Source organism: Aeromonas sp. s3 (assembly GCF_040907805.1).
Lineage (GTDB): Bacteria > Pseudomonadota > Gammaproteobacteria > Enterobacterales > Aeromonadaceae > Aeromonas > Aeromonas dhakensis.
Window position 1 is genome coordinate 1 of sequence record NZ_JBFOCQ010000032.1, and the last position, 21,400, is coordinate 21,400.

Below are 21,400 nucleotides of genomic sequence, written 5' to 3' on the forward strand. Positions count from 1 at the left end.
TCTTTACCGGTTAGTGTGCTGATATGGCTCAGTCGGTAGAGCGCATCCTTGGTAAGGATGAGGTCCCCAGTTCGATTCTGGGTATCAGCACCATTTTCAAGTAGTACAGCTTTTGCCTGACGGCAATAGCGCCGTGGAACCACCTGATCCCATGCCGAACTCAGAAGTGAAACGCGGTAGCGTCGATGGTAGTGTGGCATTCGCCATGCGAGAGTAGAACACTGTCAGGCACCCATTTAGAAGAGGCCTCCCATTCGGGAGGCCTTTTTGCATTGGAAATTTGCCGTTATGATGGGTTTCTTTTAGTAAAAATGCTGGGATGTCAGCACGTTGCCCGTTACTCTTGGTCTGGTGTTGTCGCGCGTCATTGCCAGAGGAGTATGCATGGCCACGTTGAAGGAAATTGCACAGGAGGCGGGGGTATCCCAGGCTACCGTGTCGCGGGTGCTCAATGAAGATCCGACGCTGAGCGTCAAGGAAGAGACCAAGCAGAAGATCTTCGAGATCGCCGAGCGGCTGGAGTACAAGACCAGCGGTGCCCGCAAGGGGGTTCACAAGAGCAAGCTGCACTTCCTGGCGGTCTATGCCTACCCGCAGAGCACCGAGGTCAACGATCCCTACTATCTGGCCATCCGCTACGGCATCGAGACCCAGTGCGCCCGCCTCAACATCGAACTGACCCACTTCTACAACGGTGCCGAGGGGCGCGATCTCTCCGCCGTCGACGGTATCCTGGTCATCGGCCATCTGCCCGCAGAGCGTCTCGCCGCGCTTCACTCCCTCTCTGCCCAGCTGGTGTTCGTGGATTGCCGCTCTCAAGGTGACTTTGACTCGATTGACGTGGATCTGGCGCTGATCAGCCAGCAGGTCGTGGATTTTTTCATGGCCCAGGGACACCAGCACATCGGCTATATCGGCGGTCAGGATGATGGCCCGGATCTGCGCGAACTGGCCTTCCTCGACTACGGTCAACGCCTTGGTGTGGTGCAGGAGAGCGACCTCTATCGTGGGGATTTCTCCAGCGCCTCCGGTTACAAGTTGGCCAAAGAGATGCTGGCCGGGGATTGGCCCAAGGCACTGTTTGTGGCCTCCGACTCCATCGCCATCGGCGTGCTGCGTGCCATCCACGAGAAGGGGCTGGCGATTCCGCAGCAGATCGAGCTTATCAGCGTCAACGATATCCCGACCGCCAAGTTCACCTTTCCGCCCCTCTCCACGGTGCGGATCCACTCCGAGTTGATGGGCTCCCAGGGGGTCAATCTGCTGGTTGAACGGCTGCGTGACGAGCGGGACATTCCGCTGCGGGTGCTGGTACCGAGCAAATTGACTCTGCGCGGTACTACACGATAGTTTTAGTAAAACACCTCTGTTTTTAGTCGCGCCATCTTGCGGTGGCGCAACACCTCTCCCAAGTAAACCGCTTTCCCATCTCTTCCAAGAAACTCATATCATATTGTTTTATAGTTAATTTAATTACATCATGGCCTGCTGTTATCAACATCCATGCCACTCATCTATACCTTGCCCTCCTTTGTCTTCCGCTTCTGATCTCGCTCACAAAACCATCCGCTCACTGTGATCAGGTTAAAACTTTACCGATCTAAAACTGATATTTAGTAAATATTTATCTAGAGTTTACCCAGTTAACGTTGCCTTGTTCCGGGAGGACATGTGAATAACTGGGAAAACGTCCAATTCGTTGGTGAAAACAGGCTGGCCCCGCGCGCCTACTTCTTCTCTTATGCCGACCACGGGCTGGCGGCCACCATGCAGCGCGAGCTGAGCCGCCGTTTTCTGAGCCTTAGCGGCCAGTGGCAGTTCCACTACTTCGATCACCCCCTGCAGGTGCCGGAGGCCTTCTATCACAGCCCCATGAGCGAGTGGGGCCAGATCACCGTGCCCAACATGTGGCAGATGGAAGGGCATGGCAATCTGCAGTACACCGACGAAGGTTTTCCCTTCCCCATCGACGTGCCCTTCGTGCCGACCAACAACCCCACCGGCGCCTATCAGCGCAGCTTCACGCTGAGCCCGGCCTGGGATGGCGAGCAGGTGATTATCAAGTTTGACGGGGTGGAGACCTACTTCGAGGTCTATGTGAACGGCCACTACGTCGGCTTCAGCAAGGGGAGCCGCCTCACCGCCGAGTTCGATATCAGCGCCTACGCCAACATCGGCGAAAACCTGCTGTCGGTGCGGGTGATGCAGTGGGCGGACTCCACCTATATCGAAGATCAGGACATGTGGTGGATGGCAGGGATCTTCCGCGACGTCTATGTGGTGGGCAAGCCGACCGCCCATGTACAGGACTTCTTCATCCGCACCGCGCTGGCAGAGGACAACCAGAGCGCCACCCTGAGCTGCGACATCCAGCTCGAGAACCTGGGGGCAGCTGCCCGTGATCACCGTCTGGTCTGGTCACTGCTGGATCAGGGCTGCGAGATCGCCAGCGGCACACTCGACCATCTCGTCATCGACGGCAAGTGTGATTGCCGCTTCACGCTGGATCTGGCCAACCCCCATCTGTGGAGTGCCGAAGACCCTTACCTCTATCAGCTGCAACTCTCCCTCTACAACGCTCAGGGCGAGCTGCTGGAAGTGATCCCGCAGCGGGTCGGGGTGCGTGAAATCACCGTCAAGGATGGCCTCTTCCATGTCAACGGTCGCTATCTCAAGCTGCACGGGGTGAACCGCCACGACAACGACCACCTCAAGAGCCGCGCCGTCGGCATGGATCGGGTGGAGCGCGATATAGTGTTGATGAAGCTGCACAACCTAAACTCGGTGCGTACCGCCCACTACCCGAACGATCCTCGCTTCTACGAGCTGTGCGACCAGTACGGTCTGTTCGTGATGGCGGAGACCGACGTGGAGACCCACGGCTTTGCCAACGTCGGCGATCTCAGCCGCATCACCGACGACCCTTTCTGGGAGCCGGTGTTCGTGGACAGGATTGAGCGCCATGTGCACGCCCAGAAGAACCACCCCTCCATCATCATCTGGTCGCTGGGCAACGAGTCCGGCTATGGCTGCAACATCAGAGCCATGTACCAGCGCTGCAAGGCGCTCGACCCGACCCGGCTGGTGCACTACGAAGAGGATCGCGATGCCGAGGTGGTGGATGTGGTGAGCACCATGTATTCCCGCGTCTCCCAGATGAACTGCTTCGGCGAGTTCCCTATGAGTAAGCCGCGCATCCTCTGTGAATACGCCCACGCCATGGGCAACGGCCCGGGTGGTCTCAGCGAATACCAGCAGGTGTTCGACCGTCATCCCCACATTCAGGGTCACTACATCTGGGAGTGGTGCGATCACGGCATTCTGGATCAGGACGAGCAGGGCCGCCCGGTCTACAAGTACGGTGGCGACTACGGCGACTATCCCAACAACTACAACTTCTGCATGGATGGCCTCATCTACCCGGATCAGACCCCGGGGCCGGGCCTGCGCGAATACAAGCAGGTGATCTGCCCGGTCAAGGTGCGGGCGCTGGATCTGGCCAGCGGCAAGTTGGCGGTGGAAAACCGCTACTGGTTCTCCACTCTCGACGACATCCGTCTGCTGGTCGAGGTGAAGGCCGAGGGCGAGCTGCTGGCCAGCCAGCAGATCCGGTTGGAAGGGGTGGCCCCCGGTGCCACCACAGAGCTGCAACTCGAACTGCCTGCTCTCGATGGGCGGGAAACCTTCGTCCAACTGCGGGTCATCAAGGCCAGTGCGACCCGCTACAGCGCGGCGGAACACGAGCTGGGCCAGTACCAGTTCCAGCTGAAGGCATCGACTCGTCAGCTGCGACCCTTTGCCAACCCCAACGCGACCCCGTTGCATATCGCCGATGAGCGCCTCGCGCTGACCTTGAGCGGCAGCGGCTTTGCCCTGCGCTTCTCGCGCCTCGACGGCAAGCTGGTGAGCTGGCAGCAGGATGGCAATGAGCTTATCGAGTGCTCGCCCCGCCTCACCTTCTTCAAGCCGATGATCGACAACCACAAGCAGGAGTACGAGAGCCTGTGGCACCCGAACCACCTGCAGATCATGCAGGAGCACTTCCGTACTTTGAGCTGGCGTCAGCTGGGCGAGGCGGTCGAGGTGACGGTCGAGAGCCTGATCGCCCCGCCGGTGTTCGACTTCGGTATGCGTTGCCGCTACGTCTACACCCTTAGCCCGAACGGTCAGCTGCACGTTGCGCTGTCCGGTCAGCCCTACGGCGGTTATGACGACATCATTCCCAAGATCGGTTTCGAGCTGGGTATTCGTCAGGATCTCGACCGGGTGCACTACCTTGGCATGGGTCCGGGCGAGAACTATCAGGACAGCCGCCAGAGCAACTGGATCGACAGCTTCCAGAGCACAGTGGGCGAGATGTGGGAGCACTACCCTTTCCCGCAGGACAACGGCAACCGCCAGCAGGTGCGCTGGGCGACCCTGACCAACCGTCACGGCGCCGGTCTCTACGTGCGGCCCGATGCCCCCATCAACCTGAGCGTCTGGCCCTACAGCTCGGAGCATATCCACGCGGCGCAGCACATCAACGAGCTGGAGCCCTGTGGTTATCTCACCCTCAATCTGGATCACAAGGTGCTGGGGCTGGGCTCCAACTCTTGGGGCTCCGAGGTGCTGGACTCCTGGCGGGTGCGCTTCGAGCCGTTCAGCTTCGGCCTGACCTTGTTGCCCATCGCTCGTGGCAACCTCAATCCGGCTGTGCTGGCCGGGCTCGATCTCACCATCAACGGCGGGAGGAACCTCGCATGATCACCCTGGACAACCTGACCCTGTTCAAAAACATCTACCGGGAGGGCAAGAAGTGGGGCCGCTGCGTGGAGGCCATCAACAACCTGGCCAACCTCAAGCCCGGTATCTGCCACTCCATCGGTGACTCCCTCACCTACCGCTTGCAGGAGGGGGCCAGCCCGGCCACCTCACTGTTCGAGGGGCAGCGCCGCTACTTCGACGTTCACTACTACCTGGAAGGGGCAGAAACGGTGGAGTGGGCCCCCAAGTCGGATCTGCGGGTCGAGCAGGCTTATGACGACACCACAGACCGCGAGTGGCTGGCCGGCGAGGTGCGTGAGCGCCAGCAGGTGGGCAACGGTCAGGTGGTGATCTTCGAGAACGACGAGGCTTACCGGTTTGTCGGTGATGCACTGGTGCGCAAGCTGATCATCAAGGTCACCGTCGAAGGCGGCTACTTCAAAAACAAATAACAAGCCGCTAGTTCTGCACTGACAAAGCCGAAAGGGCGGGGCTCACCCTACAAATCATGCCCCGCTCTTTCGCTGCAATAACTACAGGTCTGGAGATGCACCATGTCTGATTCCAAACGCAATACGATCGGCAAGTTTGGTCTGCTGTCGCTTACCTTCGCGGCGGTATTCAGCTTCAACAACGTCATCAACAACAACATCGAGATCGGTCTGGCCTCGGCCCCGATGTTCTTTCTGGCCACCATTTTTTACTTCATTCCGTTTTGCCTGATCATTGCGGAGTTCGTGTCGCTGAACAAAAACTCCGAGGCGGGGGTGTATGCCTGGGTGAAGAGCTCCCTCGGCGGTCGCTGGGCCTTCATCTCCGCCTACACATACTGGTTCGTGAACCTGTTCTTCTTTACCTCCTTGCTGCCGCGGGTCATCGCCTACGCCTCCTATGCCTTCCTCGGTTACGAGTACATTCTCACCCCGGTGGCGACCACGGCCTTGAGCATGGTGCTGTTCGCCTTTGCCACCTACGTCTCTACCAACGGCGCCAAGATGCTCGGCCCCATCACCTCGGTGACCTCGTCCCTGATGCTGCTGCTGACCCTATCCTACATCCTGCTGGCAGGTGCGGCTCTGGTGGGCGGCGTGCAGCCGGCAGACCCCATCACGGTAGAGGCCATGATCCCCGATTTCAGCTGGGCCTTCCTCGGTATCACCACCTGGATCTTTATGGCAGCCGGTGGCGCCGAGTCGGTGGCGGTCTACGTCAATGACGTGAAGGGCGGCTCCAAGTCCTTCGTGAAGGTGATCATCGTCGCCGGGATCTTTATCGGCGTGCTCTACTCCATCGCATCGCTGTTGATCAACGTGTTCGTCCACAGCGACACCCTGAAATATACCGGCGGCTCGGTGCAGGTGTTTGAGGGGCTGGCAGCCCATTTCGGCTTGCCGGAGATCCTGATGAACCGCTTTGTCGGGCTGGTCTCCTTCACCGCCATGTTCGGCTCCCTGCTGATGTGGACCGCGACCCCGGTGAAAATCTTCTTCTCCGAGATCCCGGCCGGCATCTTCGGCAAGAAAACCGTCGAGCTGAACGAGAACGGCGTACCCGCCCGCGCTGCCTGGATCCAGTACCTCATCGTGCTGCCGCTGATGGTGATCCCGACCCTGGGCTCCAACACAGCACAGGATCTGATGAACACCGTCATCAACATGACCGCTGCCGCTTCCATGCTGCCGCCGCTGTTCATCATGCTGGCCTACCTCAATCTGCGCCTGAAGCTCGACCACCTGCCGCGGGAGTTCAAGATGGGGTCGCGCACCACCGGCATCGCCGTGGTGTCGGTGCTGATCGCCATCTTCTCGGTGGGCTTCCTCGCCTCCACCTTCCCCACCGGCGCCGACATCATGACCATCGTCTTCTACAACGTCGGCGGGATCGTGATTTTCCTCGGCTTCGCCTGGTGGAAATACAACAGATACGAGGCCTCCCTCAGCGCCGAGGCGCGCGCGAAAGAGGCCCAGCCGACAGCGCAGGTTGCCATGCAGGCGCCATAGCCACTGCATTGAATCCCAATCAGACCGGGTGGCCGTTGGCCACCCGCAAACCGTTGAACCAGAGAAGGAGAAGAGCATGAGCGAGACGATAGAGTTTGCCGAATTCAAGCGGGTCGAGATGAAGGTGGGCAAGGTGCTGGAGGTGGTGCGCCACCCCAGGGCCGACAAACTCTACATCGTCCAGATTGACGTGGGGGGCGAGCGACCGCTGCAGACCGTCACCAGTCTGGTGCCTTACTACAGCGAAGAGGAGCTGATGGGCAGCGAGGTGGTGGTGCTGACCAACCTCAAGCCCACCCGAATGCGCGGTGAGCGATCCGAGTGCATGTTGCTCTGCGCCGAGACCCCGGACGAGAGCCAGAGCGTGCTGCTGCAGCCGCGGGTGCCGATGGCGCCGGGCACCCCGATCGTCTGAATGGTATTGCGAGCCGGTACGGGAGACGGTACCGGTTCAGCAACGAGGCCGTCCACGCGGCCCGATCATAACAAGAGAGTAAAGCGCGGGGCCGACAGACCCTTGCCGAACACATCACAGAGTCACAGCGTTACCCGCAGGGAGCGCGAGTCCACTGGAGGACACCATGTCTGAATCCGTACGCGGCACCATAGGCAAGTTTGCCCTGTTGTCGATGACCTTTGCCGCCGTGTTCAACGTGCGCAACATCGTCAACAACAACATAGAGCTGGGGCTCAGTTCCGCCCCCATCTTCCTGCTGGCGACCCTCGTCTACTTCATCCCGTTCGTCTTCATCATTGCCGAGTTCGTCTCGGCCAACAAAAACTCCGAGTCGGGCATGTACGACTGGCTGAAAAAGCCGCTCGGCACCCGGATGGCCTATCTGGGCTCGTTTCTCTACTGGTTCGTGAACCTGTTCTGGTTCGTCTCCCTGCTGCCCAACGTCATCGCCTACGCCTCCTACGCCATGCTGGGCTATGAGTACAGCTTCTCGCCCATGGTCACCTCGCTCATCTCCATCGTGCTGTTTGCGGCGGCGACCCACATCTCCACCAAGGGGGCGAGCTGGCTCGGCAAGATTGCCGAAATAGTGGCCTACGGGGTGTTTGCCCTGTTCGCCATCTATGTGCTGGGCGCGCTGATGGCTCTGAGTGGCGACCATGTGCCGGCCCAGCCCATCACCCTGGAAGCCATGACCCCCACCGTCAACTGGGCGACCCTCGGCATCATGTGCTGGATCTTCCAGGCGGCGGGCGGTGCCGAGACGGCGGCGGCCTACCTCAACGATGTGAAGGGGGGCCAGAAGTCCTTCATCAAGGTGATCATCAGTGCGGGTATCGTCATCGGTGCCATGTATGCGGTCGGTTCCCTGCTGGTGAACGTGTTCGTGCCGCGCGAGAGCCTCACCTATGCCGGCGGCATGGTGGAGATCTTCACCGGCATGGCCCAGTACTTCGAGCTGTCGGAGGCGCTGGTGGGCCGTTTCGTCGGCGTGGTGCTGTTCATCGCCATGTTCGGCTCCATGATGATGTGGACCTCGGCGCCAGTGAAGATCCACTTCTCCGAGATCCCGCAGGGGGTTTACGGCGAGAAGACCACCCAGCTCAATGAGCACGGCGTGCCGGTTCGCGCCGCCTGGTGGCAGTTTGTCTTTGTGTTCGTGATGCTGGTGGTCAACGGCTTCGGCTCGGAATCCGTGCAGCAGATGATGAACACCGCCATCAACCTTACTGCCGGTACCGCCATGCTGCCGCCGATCTTCATCATGGTGGCCTACTTCGTGTTCCGCTGGAAACACGACGACACCCCGCGCGAGTTTCGCATGGGGTCGCGCAAGTTCGGGATGGGGGTGGTGTCGGTGCTGATCGCCATCTTCGTGGTGAGCATGAGCGCCTCCGCCTTCCCGGCCGGGGTCGATCTGGTGCGCGCCTTCTTCATCAACGTCTTCATGACGGCGGTCTTCTCGGCGCTGGCCTACTGGTGGATCTCCCGTTTCGAGAAGCGGCAGGTCCGCAAGCAGGCCACCGGCACAGCTGGCGGCAAGCTGGCCAAACAGAGCTGAAGCACAAGGCTGGCCGGCTCCGGTGGCCAGCCGGGTTTGCTTAATTTCCGGCAGATAAAGAGGGGTCGCTCAACTTTGCGCCTCCCGCTTATCGGGGTAAGCTGGGGATCCGTTTCAACAGGAGCTGTGCCACAGCTCCTGTTGTGTTTCCTGTCGTCCCCGATCACCGGCCCCGCGCGGGGACGGGATCTGCTTTCACCGGAGACTGCTCGTGCGTCTGGATCCCTTTACCTCTGTACTGATCGTGGTGGTCGCGCTGGCCTCCTTCTTCCCCTGCGAGGGGCAGGTAGCCGTCTGGTTCGGTCTGCTGACCAAGCTGGCGGTAGCGCTCTTGTTCTTCATGCATGGTGCCAAGCTGTCGCGCCAGAACCTGCTGGCGGGCCTCGGCCACTGGCGGCTGCACCTGGTGGTGATGGCCAGCACCTTCGTGCTGTTCCCGCTGTTGGGGCTGCTGCTCACGCCGCTGGTGCCCCACTGGCTGAGCCCGGCCATCTACCTCGGTTTCCTCTATCTCTGTGCCCTGCCCGCCACCGTGCAGTCGGCCATCGCCTTTACCTCCATGGCCGGCGGCAATGTGTCGGCGGCGGTGTGCAGCGCCTCGGCCTCCAGCATCCTCGGCATCTTCCTCTCGCCGGTGCTGGTGGGGCTGATGATCAATGTACAGGGGGAGGGGGTCGACACCTGGCACTCGATCCAGGCCATCATGGTGCAGCTGATGCTGCCGTTCGTGGTGGGCCACCTGTCACGCCCGCTCATCGGCCGCTGGGTCGACAGCCACCGGCCGCTCATCGGCAAGCTGGACCAGAGCTCCATTCTGCTGGTGGTCTATGTGGCCTTCAGCGAGGCGGTGGTGCAGGGGATCTGGCACCAGGTCGGCTGGTACGATCTGGCCAGTATCGTGCTGCTGAGCTGCGTGCTGCTGGCGCTGGTGCTGGGCTGGAACGTCTGGATCAGCCGCCGCCTCGGGTTCGACAGGGAGGACGAGATCACCATCGTCTTCTGCGGCTCGAAGAAGAGCCTGGCCAACGGGGTGCCCATGGCCAACGTCATGTTCCCGGCCGCCAGCGTCGGGGTCATGGTGCTGCCGCTGATGATTTTCCACCAGATCCAGCTGATGGTGTGCGCCGTGCTGGCCCGTCGCTACCGCGAGCAGGAGGCCGTGCCTCAGGTGCAGCAGGGGTAAGACGCCCGGATAAAAAAGAGGGAGGCCAGTGGGCCTCCCTCTTTCGTTTGCCGCGTCGTCAGCGTTTGCGCCAGACGGTGAGCTGGGCCACCGTGTGCTGGTACTTGCGGGCGGTCTCGCGGATGACGAAGGGGACGTCCCTCGGGGGCATGTGCTCCTCGAACTCCTCCGCCAGCAGCCGCTGCAGCGCCTGATAGGTGCCGAGGGCCTCGCCGTTCTCGCGCACACCGCCGAGCCAGTTGGTCCTGGGGGTGTAGTCGGTCAGCCAGGTGTAGGGGCTGGTGAGCACCAGCAGGCCGCCGCTGCGAAGGCGCGGAGCAATGTCCCGCAGGAAGCGGGCGGGTTCCCGCAGCCGGTCAATGAGGTTGGAGGCGAGCACCAGATCGTAGTCCGCATACTTGGGCTTGAGGTTGCAGGCATCCCCCTGGCTGAAGTGGACGCGATCGGCCTGCTCGCGGCCGAGCTCATGGCGGGAGAGCCGCGCCTCGCAATATTCCACCAGGTCTCCCTCCACCGGCACCGCATAGCGGAAGCTGTCCTGTCTTGCCAGGGTCAGGGCCACGTCGATGAAGCGGGCCGAGTAGTCGACCCCGTCCACGTGGGCGAAGCGGCGGGCCAGCTCGAAGCTGGCGCGGCCGGTGGCGCAGCCGATGTCCAGCGCCCGCTCATGGCGGCTGCACAGCTCGCTGGCGAGGCTGGCCAGAGCCTCGGCGTAGTTGGCGACCCCGAAGTGGCTCGGGCCGTACTGGAAGTCGAGGTATTGTGCTACGAGCGTGTCGGTTTCATAGGGGTTCACGATGACGGGCTCCTGATGGCGGGATACCAGGTAGCGGAAGCCCGCATGCTGGAAGAAGTGGCGACGGAAGGCGTAGCGGGAGGACTTGAGCGCCTCGTTGCCGGTGCTGATCCAGCTGCCGCCCTTGATGAGGGTGTGCTTGCCATCGAAGGTGGGGGTGGAGAAGTCGTCGTAGAGGGGATGCACCTTGAACCCCTCGAAGCCGTCGATGGCGGTGTTGGTCCACTGCCAGACGTTGCCCACCAGATCGAAGAAGCTGCCCTGCGGGCAGGCATCCACCGGACAGGAGGACGCGAAGCGGGCCAGGTTGATGTTGCCGGGCGCCTCGATCCAGTCCGGCTGATCGCCGGTCAGCTGTTCGCGCAGCAGCATCCACTCCGCCTCGCTCGGCAGCTGGATGGGCAGGCCGGTCTGGGCCGCCTGCCAGCGACAGAAGGCGGCGGCCTCCAGCTGGTTCACCTCCACCGGCCAGTCCCAGGGCATAGGAACCTGCCTTGTCATCAGCCGTAGTTGTAGTTGCTCAGGTTCGAGGGGGTCGCCGACCCAGAAGGTGGGCATGCGCGCCCCGGCATACTGGCGCCAGCCCCAGCCTTCGTCATCCCACCAGGCACGGGTCTCGTAGCCGCCCGCCTGCACGAAATCGAAAAATTCTGCGTTGCTCACCAGCATGCGGCTGGCCTGGAAGGGGGCCAGTTCGATGTGGCGCTCGCCATATTCGTTGTCCCAGCCGTAGGTGGCGTCCTGTTTGCCAAGCCGCACCCGGCCGCCGGCCACCGGCAGCAGGGTGTTGGCGGGCACCTCGTCACGGCGATGGCGCGCCTCGGGGCAGACCGGCCACTGGGGCTGGCTGCGCACCCAGGCGAGCGGCAGCTGGCGGATCAGCACGCTGGAGGTCTCGAGATGGATGCGCTCGTGCTCTATCCCCATCAGGATGACCCAGGCCGGGCTCTGCCAGCCGATGGGCAGTTCGATCGGCATCTTCTCGATGAAGTCGACCACCAGGGCGCGCACCCGGCCGCGATAGGCGCGCAGCTCGCTGACGGAGGGCCAGTCGTAATGGGTCTCGTCCAGATCGTCCCAGCTCATCTCGTCCACCCCGATGGCGACCATGGCCTCAATGCGGGCGTCGAGTCGCCCCTCGATGAGGCGGGCCGCCAGCAGCTTGTTGATGAAGAAGGCGGCGGTGTGGCCGTAGTAGAAGATGAGCGGGTGGCGCAGGGGGATCGCCTTGTCAAACCAGGCGCGCTCGTCGGCCAGGCAGTCGAACAGCGAGTCGTAGAGATCGAAGGTCTGGCAGAAGTAGGCGAGCAGCTCGCGGCGCTTGTGTTCGGGATCGCTGCCGGTCAGCAGCGGGGTACGGGTCGGTTCCGGCAGGCCGGTGGCGGTGGAATAGAGAAGAGTGGCTTGGGTCACGCTCTGACTCCTTGTTGGCAGTGAAGACTGACAAGACAGTGGTAATGGCATTACCGCAATGGAGAGCTTTGTACGCACAAGGTACCACTATTGGCTCAACAGACCGGCTCGGCAACCAAAAACTTCCACGGCTTGTCAGCATAGCGACCCCGCGAACGGCTCGCCAGCCAACCCTCCGCCTGCCCGTTCGGGGATGGTCAGATTCGCCATTTTATGGTCTGAATGACTCTCAACTTGCTGTGGTTATGTGGTGTAAGAATGGATATCGTCTTGTAAATCATGTGGTTGATTAACTGGCACAGGCTTTGCGATGGATGCTGACCAAGGGGCCGCGACTGGCCAATACACAATGAGGAGAGTGGCGATGAAATGGATGATGGGCGTGGTGCTGGCGGTCGGGCTCAGCGGGTGCAGCTGGCTGGATGATACCCGGGTGAGCGGGGCGGGGGCCCTGATCGAGCAGCAGCACGGGATGGGCCGGCAGGTGACCCGGGTGCTGGCCGGGGTGCCCGCCAGTGTCCATCTGGTGGCCGGCGAGCCGCGCGGGGTGCGCATCCGCGGGCAGGAGAACCTGCTGCCCTATCTGGTGCTGAGCGAGCGGGGCGACAAGCTGGAGATCGAGGTGAAGGACGGCTACCGGCTCGATCCGACCGAACCGCTGGAGATCACCATCACCCTGCCCGCGCTTCATGAGCTGGCGCTGGCAGGGGTCGCCAGCGGCGAGCTGCGCGGCTTCAAGGGGGAGGCGCTGGTGCTGTCGGTGGCTGGGGTCGGTGACATAGTCGCCGACGGGCTCGAACTGGATCGGCTGGAGGGCAACATCGCGGGAGCGGGCAGCCTGGATCTGGGGAACAGCACGGCCAGGGCCGTCGAGCTCAACATCGCCGGCTCGGGGGATGTACTGGGGGCCGAGCTCAAGGGTCGCGAGGTGGAGGTCAATATCGCCGGTAGCGGCGACGTGGAGGTTAGGGCCCAGGATCGGCTCAAGGTGGGCATTGCCGGCTCGGGCTCGGTCAGCTACTGGGGTGATCCTGTGCTGCAGAGCGAGATTGCCGGCTCCGGCGAGGTGAGCCGGCAGGGCAGCTGAATGGCCTTATACGCCGACAAGAAGAAAACAGGCCCGTTACGGGCCTGTTTCGATCAGAGGTGGCGGGCGTGAAAGCGCAGATGCGCCTCGATAAAGCTCGCCACGAAGTAGTAGCTGTGATCGTACCCGGGGTGGCGGTTGAGCTCCAGCGGCCACTCCTTGCTGGCGGCCACATCGGCCAGGGCATCGATGTGCAGTTGTTCGATCAGGAAGGGATCGTCCAGCCCCACATCCACCAGAGTCGGCAGTGGTTTGACCGACTCATTGCGCAGCAGCTGGCAGGCGTCCCACTCCTGCCACAGCAGGGGGTTGTTGCCGAGGTAGGCACCGAGCGCCTTCTGGCCCCAGGGGCAGCGGCTCGGGTGGCTGATGGGGCTGAAGGCCGACACCGAGCGGTAGCGGCCCGGCTCGCGCAGGGCGGCGATGAGCGCCCCGTGGCCCCCCATGGAGTGGCCGCTGATGGCGCGCTTCGTAGAGACCGGGAAGTGGGTCTCGATGAGCTCGGGCAGCTCGCGGGTGACGTAGTCGTACATCTGGTAGTGATCGCGCCAGGGATGCTGGGTGGCATTGACGTAGAAGCCGGCGCCCATGCCGAGATCGTAACCGGGGTCGTCCGCGACGTCTGCACCGCGCGGGCTGGTGTCCGGCGCCACCAGGGCAATGCCGAGCTCGGCGGCGATGCGCTGGGCGCCCGCCTTCTGCATGAAGTTTTCATCGGTGCAGGTGAGGCCGGAGAGCCAGTAGAGCACGGGCACCTTCTGGCCGGTGAGGGCCTGGGGCGGCAGATAGATGGCGAAGCGCATCTCGCAACCCAGCACCTCGGAGGCGTGGCTGTAGCGCTTGTGCCAGCCGCCAAAGCTCTTGTTGCTGCTGATTATGTCCAGATTCATCGGGGGAACTCCTGCACCCCGCCCACGGTGGCGGGCGGGGTGATCATGCTCAGTAGTGGATGACGCTGCGGATGCTCTTGCCTTCGTGCATCAGATCGAACGCCTCGTTGATCTGCTCCAGCCCCATGGTGTGGGTGATGAAGTCGTCCAGCTTGAACTCGCCCTGCATGTAGCGCTGCACGTAGCTCGGCAGTTCGCTGCGACCGCGCACCCCACCGAAGGCGCTGCCGCGCCAGACCCGGCCGGTGACCAGCTGGAATGGACGGGTGCTGATCTCCTGGCCGGCGCCGGCCACGCCGATGATGACCGATTCGCCCCAGCCCTTGTGGCAGCACTCCAGCGCCGCGCGCATCACCTTGACGTTGCCGATGCACTCGAACGAGAAGTCGACGCCGCCGTCGGTGAGCTCGATGATCACCTCCTGGATGGGCTTGTCATAGTCGTTCGGGTTGATGCAGTCGGTGGCGCCCAGCTTGCGAGCCAGTTCGAACTTGCTCTCGTTGATGTCGATGGCGATGATGCGGCCGGCCTTGGCCAGGCGGGCGCCGATCACCGCGGAGAGGCCGATGCCGCCCAGCCCGAAGATGGCGACGCTCTCACCCTCTTTCACCTTGGCGGTGTTCATCACGGCGCCGATGCCGGTGGTGACGCCGCAGCCGAGCAGGCAGACCTCTTCCAGCGGGGCGGCCGGGTCCACCTTGGCGATGGAGATCTCGGGCAGTACCGTGTATTCGCTGAAGGTGGAGGTGCCCATGTAGTGATAGATGGGCTGGCCATCCTTGGAGAAGCGGGTGGTGCCGTCCGGCATCAGCCCCTTGCCCTGGGTGGCGCGGATCTTCTGGCACAGGTTGGTCTTGCCGGATTTGCAGAATTTGCACTCGCCGCACTCGGGGGTGTAGAGCGGGATCACGTGATCGCCCACCTTGACGCTGGTGACGCCCTCGCCGACGGATTCGACGATGCCGCCCCCCTCGTGACCAAGGATGCAGGGGAAGACCCCTTCCGGATCTTCACCGGAGAGAGTGAAGGCATCGGTGTGGCAGACGCCGGTGGCGACGATGCGCACCCGCACTTCACCCGCCTGGGGTGGCATGACTTCGATCTCTTCGATGGAGAGGGGCTGGCCCGGGCCCCAGGCGATGGCGGCCTTACACTTGATGCTTTGAACCTGTGCCATGACGGATGTCCTTATTGTTGAGCAGGGTGAGGAGAATGGGTTCGGACATCCAGTGTAGTTTCCCGCTTATTTGGTGATAATAAGGCGAAATCTGAAATCACTTTTACACATAGGTAATAATGTTCGGCTGGGAAGGGATCTGTGAATTTGTCAGCGTGGCGGAGCAGGGGGGGTTTACCCCGGCGGCGCGCAAGCTGGGGGTGTCGGTGGCGCAAGTCAGCCGGCAGGTGGCACAGCTGGAGGATCGGCTGCAGGCCAAGCTGCTGCTGCGCACCACCCGTCAGGTGCGGCTCACCGAGCTCGGCGAGATCTACTATCGCCACTGTCGCCAGCTGCTGGACAACCTCTACGAGGCGGAGCTGGCGGTGGGGCGTCATCAGGCGGTGCCGCAGGGCACCCTGCGCATCACGGCCCCGGTCTCCTACGGTGAGAGCCGCATCGCCCCGCTGGTGAATGACTTCATGGTGCGCTTTCCCCAGCTGGAGGTGACCCTCAACCTGACCAACCAGCTGCTGGATCTGGTGCACGAGGGCTACGATCTGGCGCTGCGGCTCGGCCACCTCAAGGATTCCAGCCTGGTGGCGCGCAAGCTGGCGCAGCGGGTGCCCTATGTGTGCGCCTCGCCCGCCTACACCGCCCGCCACGGCATGCCCAACAGCCTCTCCGAGCTCACCCGCCACACCTGCCTGGTGGGCAACAGCGACGAGTGGCACTTCACCCTGGATGGCCGTCCCCACAGCGTGCGGGTGCACGGCCTGCTGCACTGCAACAGCGGCCACGCCCTGCTGGATGCGGCGCTCAAGGGGATCGGCATCATCCAGCTGCCGGACTACTACGTGAGCGACCACCTGGCCCAAGGCGAGCTTATCGAGCTGCTGCCGGAGCTGCGGGCGCCGGCGGAGGGGATCTGGGCCCTTTATCCCCACAACCGCCATCTCTCTCCCAAGGTGCGGCTGCTGGTGGACTATCTGGCGGAGCGGCTGAGCGATCCCCATCAGCCCGCGCTGGTGCGCCCCGTCGGCTGACTTCGCTCAATAAAAAAGGCCCGCATGTGCGGGCCTTTTGCATGGCATCAAGGGGAGCGCTATTCCCGCTCCTTGACGTAGGGGGTGCCGAGCGCCTTGGGTGCCACCGCCTTGCCGATGAAGCCGGCCAGCAGGAACACGGTCAGGATGTAGGGCAGCGCCTCGATGGCCTGCACCGGGATCGGGAAACCGCCGATGCTGACCCCTTGCAGCCGGATGGCGACCGCATCGAGGAAGCCGAACAGCAGGCAGGCCGCCATGGCGTTCCAGGGACGCCACTTGCCAAACACCAGCGCCGCCAGCGCCATGAAGCCCTTGCCCGCACTCATGTTGGGGATGAACTGGGCAGTCTGGGCCACCGCCAGGTAGGTGCCGCCGATGCCGGCCAGCAGGCCGCCGATGATGAGTGCGGTGTAGCGCATGCGCACCACAGAGATACCGGCGGTGTCGACCGCAGCCGGTGCCTCGCCCACCGCCCGCAGGCGCAGACCGAAGCGGGTCCGGAACAGCACCCACCAGGCCAGCGGCACGGCGGCGAACGCCACGTACTCCAGCAGGGAGTGGCCGCTCAAGAGCTCGCTGTAGAGCTGGCCAACGACAGGCACGTCATACAGCTCCTTGGCATAGGGCAGGTCGATGGGAGCGAAACGGGCCGCGCCGGACAGCGCCGGGGTCTGGCCGCCCTGATCGAACCAGTAACGACCCAGGGTGACGGTCAGGCCGGCCGCCAGGATGTTGATGGCCATGCCGCTCACCACCTGATCACCGCGGTGGGTGATGGTGGCAAAGCCGTGCATCAGGGCGAACAGGATGGAGACACCCACCCCGGCACCCAACCCAATCCAGGCAGAGCCGGAGACGGCTGCCGCCGCCGCGCTGGCGAATGCCGCCGCCAGCAGCTTGCCCTCCAGGGCGATGTTGACCACCCCGGAGCGCTCGCAGAACATGCCGGCCATGGCCGCCAGAATGAGTGGCGGCGCGGTGCGGATGGTGGCATCCAGCATCAGGATCAGAATTTCAAACATGATCAGGCCCCCTTGGCTTGCGCGGCTGAGCGGTTGGCAAACGCCAGATAGAGCTGCTCGATACGCGGACGCATCATGTGCTCAAGGGCGCCACAGAACAGGATCACCAGACCCTGCAACACCACCACTATGTTGCGGTCCACCCCGAACTCGAAGCTCAGCTCGGCGCCACCCTGATAGAGGAAGCCGAACAGCAGGCTGGCGATGATGACGCCGACCGGGTGGTTGCGCCCCATCAGCGCCACTGCTATGCCGGTGAAGCCGAACCCTTCCACGAAGTTGAGCTTGATCTGGTGCAGTTCACCCTGCAGCACGTTGAGGGCGAAGAAGCCCGACAGCATGCCGGAGATCACCATGGCCAGGATCACCACCTTGGGATAGGAGATGCCGGCATAGGCTGACGCACTCTGGCTGGCGCCGACCGAGCGGATCTCGTAGCCCCAGCGGGTATGCCAGATAAAGACCCACACCAGGGCCGCGCAGAGCAGTGCCCAGAAGAAGCTGATGTTGAGCGGGCTGTTCGACATCTCCATGCCGAATGCCCCCGCCAGTTCGCTCATCTTCGGCAGCCAGCTCGCCTCGGCGAACACCTTGCTCTCGGTGGCCATGGAGCCCGCCGGCTTGAACACCTCGACCAGCAGGTAGGCCATCAGGGAGGCGGCGATGAAGTTGAACATGATGGTGGTGATGACGATGTGGCTGCCGCGCTTGGCTTGCAGCCAGGCCGGGATGAAGGCCCAGGCCGCGCCGAACAGGCCGCCGGCGATGATGGCCAGCGGCAGCAGCAGGGCGAACGGCAGGGAGTCACCCAGCAGCAGACAGACCAGACCGACGCCGAGGCCGCCGATATAGGCCTGCCCCTCGCCACCGATGTTGAACAGGCCGGCGTGGAAGGCCACCGCCACCGACAGGCCGGTAAAGATGAAGCCGGTCGCGTAGTAGAGGGTGAAACCGACCCCTTCACCGGTGCCGAAGGCGCCGTACCACATGATCTCGGCGGCATCGACCGGGTTGATGTCGAGGTAGTAGAACAGGATGGCCGACACCAGGAAGGCCAGCAGGATGTTGACCGCGGGTAGTACGCCCACGGAGATCCAGGCAGGGATACGTGCTTGGCTCATGGGCGAGCCTCCTTGGCAATCTGGTCGAAGACGGGAGTGTTGACCATCAGCAGGCCGAATCCGTTACAAGTGGCGGTGACCTTCATGATGTGGCTCCTTGTGATTGGCTTGCCGCCACCTCGTCAGGAACTATGTTCGCCATCATCAGACCGATAGTGCGTTCATCCGCCTTGGCGGCATCCAGCTCACCGACGATGCGACCGTCGGCGATGACCAGGATGCGGTCAGAGAGGCTCATGATCTCGTCCAGCTCCACCGACACCAGCAACACTGCCTTGCCCTTGTCACGCATGGCGATGATCTGCTGGTGGATGTACTCAATGGCACCGATGTCGACCCCACGGGTCGGCTGGCCGATCAGCAGTACGTCCGGGTCCTGCTCCACTTCCCGGGCGATCACCAGCTTCTGCTGGTTGCCGCCGGAGAAGTTGGCGGTCTTGTGCTCGGGATGGGGCGGGCGCACGTCCCACTTGTCCATCTTGGCCTGGCAATCCTGCAGGATCGCCTCCTTGTTCTGCAGCCAGCCCTTGTTGTATTGGGGGCGGCGGTGATAGCCGAGGATGAAGGCCTCTTTCGCCTCGAAGCGGTTGATGAGACCCATCTTGTGCCTGTCTTCCGGCACGTGGCCGAGACCGAAGTTGCGCACCCGCTCCGGGTCGGCCGGGTGGCTCACGCTCACCTCGTGGGCCTGACCGTTGCCGGTGATGGTGAAGCTGCCCTTGCTGGGCTTGAGGATGCCGCCGAGCAGGCTGAGCAGCTCGGACTGGCCGTTGCCGGAGACGCCGGCGATGCCGACCACTTCACCGGCCCGCACCTCGAAGCTGACGGATTTGACCCGCTCCACCCTGGCGTCATCCACATAGCTGAGGCCATCGACCTTGAGCTTGGCGTCGCCCGGCTGGGTCGGCCCCTTGTCGACCTTGAGACGCACCTTGCGGCCCACCATCAGTTCGGCCAGCTGCTCCTTGTCGGTATCCCTGGTGGCGACGTGGGCCACCATTTCACCCCGGCGCATGATGGAGACCTGATCCGTGATGGCCAGGATCTCCCGCAGCTTGTGGGTGATAAGGATGATGGTCGCCCCCTGATCCCGCAGCTTCTTGAGCACCTCGAACAGGTGATCCGCCTCTTGCGGGGTCAGTACCCCGGTCGGCTCGTCCAGGATCAGGATGCGGGCGCCACGATAGAGCGCCTTGAGGATCTCGACCCGCTGTTGCAGGCCCACCGGCAGATCCTCGACCTTCTCGTGCAGCGGCACTTCGAGACCATAGTCCCGTGCCAGCTCGCCCAGCAGTTTTTCGGCCGCCGCCAGGCTCTGGCCCAGGTGCCAGCCGTTTTCCGCGCCGAGAATGACGTTTTCCAATACGGTGAAGTTGTTCACCAGCATGAAGTGCTGGTGCACCATGCCCACGCCTGCGGCGATCGCATCCTGTGAGCCATGGGGTTTGAAGGGGTTGCCGTCGATGAACATCTCGCCTTTGTCGGCGTGGTAGAAACCGTAGATGATGCTCATCAGGGTCGACTTGCCGGCGCCATTTTCGCCGACGATGCCGTGAATGCTGCCTTTACGAACCTTAAGGTCGATCTGCTTGTTGGCGTACACTTCGCCAAACCGCTTATCGATACCCCTTAATTCGATGGCATAGCGATCTGTCTGGTCCATGATGCAGTCCTTGCGGGTCATGAAAAGAGACTAAAAACCGGCCCGTGCGGGCCGGTCGTTGGGTTGAGAGTAGTAGCGGTTACTCAGTATTTGCAGGTGCTGTCGCTCATATAGTCGTGCACCTTGACCTTGCCGGAGATGATCTCGGCCTTGATGGCCTCCACCTTGGCTTTCATCTCGGGGGTGATCAGCTTCTCGTTGTCTTTGTCGAGTGCCCAATCCACCCCGCCCTCGGCCAGGCCCAGGTTCTTGATACCCGGTTTCCAGGTGCCCTTGGCGGCGTCATCCCAGGTCTGGTAGGCGGCCAGGCCCACCGACTTGACCATGGAGGTCAGCATGGTGCCCGGTTGCAGGTGGTTCTGGTTGGAATCCACGCCGATGGCCAGTTTGCCTTCGTCCTTGGCGGCCTGGTAAACACCGATGCCGGTACCGCCGGCGGCGGCATAGACAACATCGGCGCCCTTGGCGAACTGGGACTTGGCGAGTTCCGCACCCTTGGCCGGGTCAGCAAACGCTGCCGGGGTGGAGCCGGTCATGTTCTGGAACACTTCGATCTTCGGATTGACGTACTTGGCGCCCTGCTCGTAGCCGCACTCGAACTTGCGGATCAGCGGGATGTCCATGCCGCCCACGAAGCCGACCTTGCCGCTCTTGGAGGCGATGGCAGCCAGTGCGCCCACCAGGAAGGAACCTTCATGCTCCTTGAAGATGACGGACTGGACGTTCGGCTTGTCGACCACCATGTCGATGATGGTGAACTGGGTGTTCGGGAACTCGGTCGCGACCTTCTCTACCGCGGAACCCATGTTGAAGCCGACGGCCACGATCGGGCCATTGCCACGGCTGGCCAGACGACGCAGACCCTGCTCGCGCTGGGCTTCGTTCTGGGGTTCGAACTCCTTGACCTTGACGCCTTTGTCCTTGTTGTAGACTTCGACGCCATTGCGGAACACGGCTTCGTTGAACGATTTGTCGAATTTGCCTGCGGTGTCGTAGATGACGGCGGGCTGGGAGGCTGCCTGGGCAGAAAGGGCAGCGAGAGTGAGGGCGGCAACGGTGGCCAGCTTGAGCACTTTAGTCACGATCGTATCCTTGATTGTTATGTGAGGGTCCACAACCTGCCGGGGCAGGCCATAAAGCACGCCGGCTAACTGTAAGTGAGCCGTGGTACGGGTCAAGGAGATCATAAAGGAAAAACGTTTGCGTTAACGGTTTGAAATATAAGCAAATGACTTTATAAGTTGTTGTTTTGATGC

The 21,400-nt window shown here is 62.5% G+C and carries 16 protein-coding genes, 1 tRNA gene and 1 rRNA gene; 11 read left to right on the forward strand and 7 right to left on the reverse strand.

Going from position 1 to position 21,400, the window contains the following annotated elements:
* The first annotated feature begins 17 nt into the window (after window positions 1–17).
* The 9 genes from AB5Y98_RS17635 to AB5Y98_RS17675 all read left to right on the forward strand — a co-directional run bounded on the left by AB5Y98_RS17635 (window position 18) and on the right by AB5Y98_RS17675 (window position 9,947).
* Window positions 18–93, forward strand: a tRNA-Thr gene (locus AB5Y98_RS17635).
* Window positions 94–115: 22 nt separating this feature from the next.
* Window positions 116–230, forward strand: a 5S ribosomal RNA gene (gene rrf, locus AB5Y98_RS17640).
* Window positions 231–384: 154 nt separating this feature from the next.
* A complete protein-coding gene (ebgR, locus tag AB5Y98_RS17645) occupies window positions 385–1,350 on the forward strand; it encodes a transcriptional regulator EbgR (RefSeq protein ID WP_368232372.1) in 966 nt (321 codons plus the stop codon).
* A 321-nt stretch (window positions 1,351–1,671) separates the two neighbouring features.
* On the forward strand, window positions 1,672–4,746 hold the full coding sequence (ebgA, locus tag AB5Y98_RS17650; protein WP_368232374.1) for a beta-galactosidase subunit alpha: 3,075 nt from the start codon (window positions 1,672–1,674) through the stop codon (window positions 4,744–4,746).
* Complete coding sequence (locus AB5Y98_RS17655; RefSeq protein WP_195879539.1) at window positions 4,743–5,198, forward strand: beta-galactosidase subunit beta; 456 nt, start codon at window positions 4,743–4,745, stop codon at window positions 5,196–5,198. Before ebgA ends, AB5Y98_RS17655 begins: the two co-directional genes overlap by 4 nt.
* Window positions 5,199–5,300: 102 nt before the next feature.
* Window positions 5,301–6,746 (forward strand): amino acid permease, encoded by a 1,446-nt coding sequence (locus AB5Y98_RS17660; RefSeq protein ID WP_368232376.1) that lies wholly within the window; start codon window positions 5,301–5,303, stop codon window positions 6,744–6,746.
* A 76-nt stretch (window positions 6,747–6,822) separates the two neighbouring features.
* A complete protein-coding gene (locus tag AB5Y98_RS17665; protein WP_323918214.1) occupies window positions 6,823–7,161 on the forward strand; it encodes a tRNA-binding protein in 339 nt (112 codons plus the stop codon).
* A 166-nt stretch (window positions 7,162–7,327) separates the two neighbouring features.
* Window positions 7,328–8,764 carry an amino acid permease gene (locus AB5Y98_RS17670; protein WP_017788661.1) on the forward strand — a complete coding sequence of 479 codons (1,437 nt, stop codon included), beginning with the start codon at window positions 7,328–7,330 and terminating at the stop codon, window positions 8,762–8,764.
* Between the two features lie 211 nt (window positions 8,765–8,975).
* Entirely contained in the window at window positions 8,976–9,947 is a 972-nt protein-coding gene (locus AB5Y98_RS17675; RefSeq protein ID WP_017788662.1) for a bile acid:sodium symporter family protein, read from the forward strand.
* Between the two features lie 58 nt (window positions 9,948–10,005).
* Here the strand turns inward: AB5Y98_RS17675 and ovoA are convergent, their stop codons facing one another.
* Window positions 10,006–12,156: a 5-histidylcysteine sulfoxide synthase gene (ovoA, locus tag AB5Y98_RS17680; RefSeq protein WP_368232379.1), complete on the reverse strand. Its 2,151-nt coding sequence runs from the start codon at window positions 12,154–12,156 to the stop codon at window positions 10,006–10,008.
* A gap of 364 nt (window positions 12,157–12,520) precedes the next feature.
* Between ovoA and AB5Y98_RS17685 the strand changes: the two genes are divergently transcribed.
* On the forward strand, window positions 12,521–13,243 hold the full coding sequence (locus tag AB5Y98_RS17685) for a head GIN domain-containing protein (RefSeq protein WP_368232381.1): 723 nt from the start codon (window positions 12,521–12,523) through the stop codon (window positions 13,241–13,243).
* 53 nt (window positions 13,244–13,296) lie between these two features.
* Here AB5Y98_RS17685 and fghA read toward each other — a convergent pair whose 3' ends face one another.
* Window positions 13,297–14,133, reverse strand: coding sequence for an S-formylglutathione hydrolase (gene fghA / locus AB5Y98_RS17690; RefSeq protein WP_065017200.1), 837 nt, complete (start codon window positions 14,131–14,133; stop codon window positions 13,297–13,299).
* A gap of 49 nt (window positions 14,134–14,182) precedes the next feature.
* Window positions 14,183–15,310: an S-(hydroxymethyl)glutathione dehydrogenase/class III alcohol dehydrogenase gene (locus AB5Y98_RS17695; protein ID WP_368232383.1), complete on the reverse strand. Its 1,128-nt coding sequence runs from the start codon at window positions 15,308–15,310 to the stop codon at window positions 14,183–14,185.
* Window positions 15,311–15,429: 119 nt separating this feature from the next.
* Here AB5Y98_RS17695 and AB5Y98_RS17700 point away from each other — a divergent pair, with 119 nt between their 5' ends.
* The gene (locus AB5Y98_RS17700) at window positions 15,430–16,335 is read left to right on the forward strand and encodes a LysR substrate-binding domain-containing protein (protein ID WP_005307641.1); all 906 of its coding nucleotides are present in this window, start codon (window positions 15,430–15,432) and stop codon (window positions 16,333–16,335) included.
* Window positions 16,336–16,394: 59 nt separating this feature from the next.
* On the opposite strand, the gene AB5Y98_RS17705 is transcribed toward AB5Y98_RS17700, so the two are convergent.
* The 4 genes from AB5Y98_RS17705 to AB5Y98_RS17720 all read right to left on the reverse strand — a co-directional run bounded on the left by AB5Y98_RS17705 (window position 16,395) and on the right by AB5Y98_RS17720 (window position 21,226).
* Window positions 16,395–17,360 (reverse strand): ABC transporter permease, encoded by a 966-nt coding sequence (locus tag AB5Y98_RS17705; RefSeq protein WP_024943032.1) that lies wholly within the window; start codon window positions 17,358–17,360, stop codon window positions 16,395–16,397.
* A gap of 2 nt (window positions 17,361–17,362) precedes the next feature.
* Entirely contained in the window at window positions 17,363–18,481 is a 1,119-nt protein-coding gene (locus AB5Y98_RS17710; protein ID WP_024943031.1) for an ABC transporter permease, read from the reverse strand.
* 82 nt (window positions 18,482–18,563) lie between these two features.
* Window positions 18,564–20,144 carry an ABC transporter ATP-binding protein gene (locus AB5Y98_RS17715; protein ID WP_054543849.1) on the reverse strand — a complete coding sequence of 527 codons (1,581 nt, stop codon included), beginning with the start codon at window positions 20,142–20,144 and terminating at the stop codon, window positions 18,564–18,566.
* An 83-nt stretch (window positions 20,145–20,227) separates the two neighbouring features.
* Window positions 20,228–21,226, reverse strand: coding sequence for a BMP family protein (locus tag AB5Y98_RS17720; protein ID WP_176452737.1), 999 nt, complete (start codon window positions 21,224–21,226; stop codon window positions 20,228–20,230).
* Window positions 21,227–21,400 lie beyond the last annotated feature (174 nt).

Excerpts from the sequence above, each read along its gene's own strand:
- AB5Y98_RS17700 (WP_005307641.1), top strand. The coding sequence starts at position 15,430 with ATGTTCGGCTGGGAAGGGATCTGTGAATTTGTCAGCGTGGCGGAGCAG.
- AB5Y98_RS17660 (WP_368232376.1), top strand. The coding sequence starts at position 5,301 with ATGTCTGATTCCAAACGCAATACGATCGGCAAGTTTGGTCTGCTGTCG.
- AB5Y98_RS17685 (WP_368232381.1), top strand. The coding sequence starts at position 12,521 with ATGAAATGGATGATGGGCGTGGTGCTGGCGGTCGGGCTCAGCGGGTGC.
- AB5Y98_RS17670 (WP_017788661.1), top strand. The coding sequence starts at position 7,328 with ATGTCTGAATCCGTACGCGGCACCATAGGCAAGTTTGCCCTGTTGTCG.
- AB5Y98_RS17695 (WP_368232383.1), bottom strand. The coding sequence starts at position 15,310 with ATGGCACAGGTTCAAAGCATCAAGTGTAAGGCCGCCATCGCCTGGGGC.
- AB5Y98_RS17655 (WP_195879539.1), top strand. The coding sequence starts at position 4,743 with ATGATCACCCTGGACAACCTGACCCTGTTCAAAAACATCTACCGGGAG.
- ebgR (WP_368232372.1), top strand. The coding sequence starts at position 385 with ATGGCCACGTTGAAGGAAATTGCACAGGAGGCGGGGGTATCCCAGGCT.
- AB5Y98_RS17665 (WP_323918214.1), top strand. The coding sequence starts at position 6,823 with ATGAGCGAGACGATAGAGTTTGCCGAATTCAAGCGGGTCGAGATGAAG.
- fghA (WP_065017200.1), bottom strand. The coding sequence starts at position 14,133 with ATGAATCTGGACATAATCAGCAGCAACAAGAGCTTTGGCGGCTGGCAC.
- AB5Y98_RS17705 (WP_024943032.1), bottom strand. The coding sequence starts at position 17,360 with ATGTTTGAAATTCTGATCCTGATGCTGGATGCCACCATCCGCACCGCG.
- AB5Y98_RS17715 (WP_054543849.1), bottom strand. The coding sequence starts at position 20,144 with ATGGACCAGACAGATCGCTATGCCATCGAATTAAGGGGTATCGATAAG.
- AB5Y98_RS17710 (WP_024943031.1), bottom strand. The coding sequence starts at position 18,481 with ATGAGCCAAGCACGTATCCCTGCCTGGATCTCCGTGGGCGTACTACCC.